Source organism: Paraburkholderia sp. GAS82, assembly GCF_050436285.1.
GTDB classification, from domain to species: Bacteria; Pseudomonadota; Gammaproteobacteria; order Burkholderiales; family Burkholderiaceae; genus Paraburkholderia; species Paraburkholderia phenazinium_B.
In genome coordinates this window covers 1-3132 of sequence record NZ_JBNDLX010000023.1, presented here as the reverse complement: position 1 = coordinate 3132, position 3132 = coordinate 1, and the positions used below count along the sequence as shown (strand labels likewise).

Below are 3132 nucleotides of genomic sequence, written 5' to 3'. Positions count from 1 at the left end.
GATTTCTGCGACGATCTGCGGAAAGACCGTGGCGGGACCAGTGCCGATGTCGCAGAAGCTGGATTCCAGTCGCGCCATTCCGTGTGCGTTGAGCCGTACTCGCGCGGTGGTATGGAATCGCGCCTGCCCCTGGCTGCAATCGGCGAGGCCGCAGCCAATGCGCCAATGTCCGTCGCGCGTACCGCCCTTTGGCCTGTCTTGCCAACGGAAGCGGCGCGCGCCTTCGTTATAGGCCTCTCGCAATTTTTTCGACGACCACGACTTCCCGCTTTCAGGATCGGTTTCAGCGTAGTTGGCGAGCCGCAACTCCAGCGGATCGACCTTCAACGTGCGTGCCAGTTCGTCCATGGCCGAGCCGAGCGACCATGAACCTGGGCCGTCCCATGGAGAACGCATGAAGGTCGGCAGCACGACATTCCCACGGCGAACCTTCTGGCTGGTCGAGATGTTATCGCATGCGTAAAAGGATCGTCCCGGGATCGATCCGAACTCGACATAATCTTCCGTAACGCTCGTGATGTTGGTGACCGCGTGGACAATGCCAAGCAGTTTGCCGTCCTCGCTGGCACCCAACGCGACGTTTTGCGTCATCTGCGGCTGAAATCCGACCATGTCGTACATGTTCTGCCGACTGAGCACCAGTTTGACTGGCCGACGCGTCACCCGGGCCGCCATGCTGGCGAGGATTTCGTGCGGCCAGACGAACGCTTTAACACCGAATCCGCCGCCCGTGTACGGGGAAACCACCCGGACCCACGCCGGGTCGATGCCGAACGCGGCAGCGAGCGTGTTTTGAACCGCCGGCAGGTGTTGCACCGAGTCGTAAACGGTAAGCTGCTTGTCCTTCCAGACTGCCAGGATGGCGCACGGCTCCATCGGGTTTGCGTGGCGAGACGGCTGTATGTACTCGGCACCCGTCCTGAGCGGTGCGGCGGCGATAGCCGACGCCGCATCACCCTTGCAAAATTCCAAAGCACTCGAATGGGAATAGCCACCCCGCTCCGGCGCAGGCGGTTCGGCTGGTGCGGTGTCGGGCACGATGAAGGAAGTGGCTCGGTAGTCCACGCATACGGAATCCGCACCTGACTCGGCCGCTTCGATGCTCTCCGCCAGCACGATTGCCACCGGCTGCCCCTCATAAACGACTTCGTCAGTCTGCATCGGAACGAAGCGGGTGGCGAGCGGCGGAACACTGATGTCGGCCAGCCTTGCATGCACTTTCGGCATGTCGGCGGCGGTTAGCACGTGCGTCACACCGGGCATCGCCAACGCCTCGTGCGCGTCGATCTTCTCGACCCAACCGGCCGGAACGGTGGCAGATACCATCACCGCATAGAGCTGTGCTGGCAGATTCTGGTCGCCGGCATAACGGGCGGCGCCCGTCACCTTTACCGGACCGTCGAAGCGTGCAATCGATTCACCCGAATGGTTCATGGCGCACTCGCCGCGAGTTCGATGGCGCGAAGCGTAGCGTTGCGAGCGAGCGCGATCTTGTATCCGTTGGACGATAGCGGTCGGGCATCGGCAAAGCTTGCCCCTACCGCAGCCGCGACGCCGGCTGAGCCCAGCCGCTCGCCGACTAGCAGTCGCTCTGTCTCGTCGAGACGCCAGGGGCGCATTGCTACGGACCCCAAAGCAACGCGCGCCTTGTTGATCACGTCGCCGTCCAGTTCGAGCGCTACCGCCGCGGACACGATGGCGTACTCATAACTCTCCCGCTCCCGAATCTTCAAATATGCAGATTTCGGCGCTGGCCCACCTAATTCGATACTGGTGATCAGTTCGCCATGGCGCAACACGGTGTGTGCGGATGGATTTTCGTCGGGCAGCACGTGGAAGCTGCGTGCGGGAATGCGCCGGCCGCCGCCTTGCGCATCCTCGGTTACGATCACCGCATCCAGTGCAGCGAGCGCCACCGCCGGGTCGGAGGGCTGCACCGCCACACACTCGTCGGTCCAGCCGAAGATCGCGTGCCTTTCGTTCAGGCCGTGCAGTGCTGCGCAGCCCGAGCCCGCTACTCGTTTGTTGCACGGTGTGGGCGCATCGGCACGGAAGTAGGCGCAGCGTACACGTTGCAGGGGATTGCCGCCGATAGTCGCAAGATTGCGCAACTGGGCAGAGGCCGATTTCAGAATAGCCTGCGACAGGACGGGATAAGCGTTGCGGACCCGTTCGTGTTGCGCCACGTCGTTAAGCCTGGCAAGTGCGCCGATCCGCAGCCCCCCGCAGGGTAACGCTTCGATGCGATCCATTTCAGGCACACGGCTGATATCGACGACCCGTTCAGGTTTGGTAATCCCGATGCGGAACCAGTTGAGGAGCTCAGTCCCACCCGCCAGCACCGCCGCGTCGGGCAGTTGGGCGAGCGTCAGGGCATCGGCCCGCGTCGTCGCGCAGGCATAGCTAAAGTCGCGCATCAGCCCATCTCCTTCGCGGCAGCCTCGACAGCCGCCGCGATCTGCGGATACGCAGAACAGCGACAGATATTACCGCTCATCCATTCGCGAATTTCAGCGTTGGAACCGGTGTGTCCCTCGGCAATGCAGCCCACAGCGGACATGATCTGGCCACAGGTACAAAAACCACACTGGAAGGCATCGTGCTCAATGAAGGCCTGCTGGACGGGATGCAGCACCCCATCACTCGCTAATCCCTCTATCGTGGTGATTTTCTTGCCATCGGCACTGACTGCGAGCACGAGGCAGGCATTGACGCGCCGGTTATCCATCAACACCGTGCAAGCGCCGCATTCTCCGCGGTTGCAGCCCTTTTTTGCGCCTGTCAACTGCACCTGTTCGCGCAACAGATCCAAAAGGGTCGTCCTTGCTTCCACGTTGACGGAATGCTCAACGCCATTGATCTGGACGTGCGTCCACCTGCGTGGGGCAAACCGCGTTTCCATTTCTGGATCAGGCTGCCCATTCGCCGTGATTGTCTCGCCGTCTGTCGCGGGACCGGCAACGGCGGTCAACGAATCGTTGTTCATGACAGGCCTCGGCAAACGCTCGTCTTTACGAGGATGCCTCACTCCGTCCTAAGTCTGGCGGTATGAGGCTTCAGTCAACACAGACAGGACCGGCAGAATCTGCTCGGTCCAAAAATTATAGATGCCCATCGTCGGTTTGCAAGAAT

At 61.6% G+C, this 3132-nt stretch carries 3 protein-coding genes; all 3 read right to left on the bottom strand.

The features are described 5' to 3' along the window. Nucleotides 1-1434, bottom strand: a 1434-nt coding sequence (locus P3T17_RS37435; RefSeq protein WP_429411956.1) for a xanthine dehydrogenase family protein molybdopterin-binding subunit, incomplete at its 3' end; no start/stop codon positions are given. Beyond that, complete coding sequence (locus P3T17_RS37430) at nucleotides 1431-2417, bottom strand: FAD binding domain-containing protein (RefSeq protein WP_074267274.1); 987 nt, start codon at nucleotides 2415-2417, stop codon at nucleotides 1431-1433. The genes P3T17_RS37430 and P3T17_RS37435, both read right to left, overlap by 4 nt. Then, entirely contained in the window at nucleotides 2417-2986 is a 570-nt protein-coding gene (locus P3T17_RS37425) for a (2Fe-2S)-binding protein (RefSeq protein WP_083611605.1), read from the bottom strand. Before P3T17_RS37425 ends, P3T17_RS37430 begins: the two co-directional genes overlap by 1 nt. Nucleotides 2987-3132: the final 146 nt, after the last annotated feature.

Bases quoted from the DNA above. Each gene is read 5' to 3' on its own strand.
- P3T17_RS37425 (WP_083611605.1), bottom strand. From the start codon at position 2,986: ATGAACAACGATTCGTTGACCGCCGTTGCCGGTCCCGCGACAGACGGC.
- P3T17_RS37430 (WP_074267274.1), bottom strand. From the start codon at position 2,417: ATGCGCGACTTTAGCTATGCCTGCGCGACGACGCGGGCCGATGCCCTG.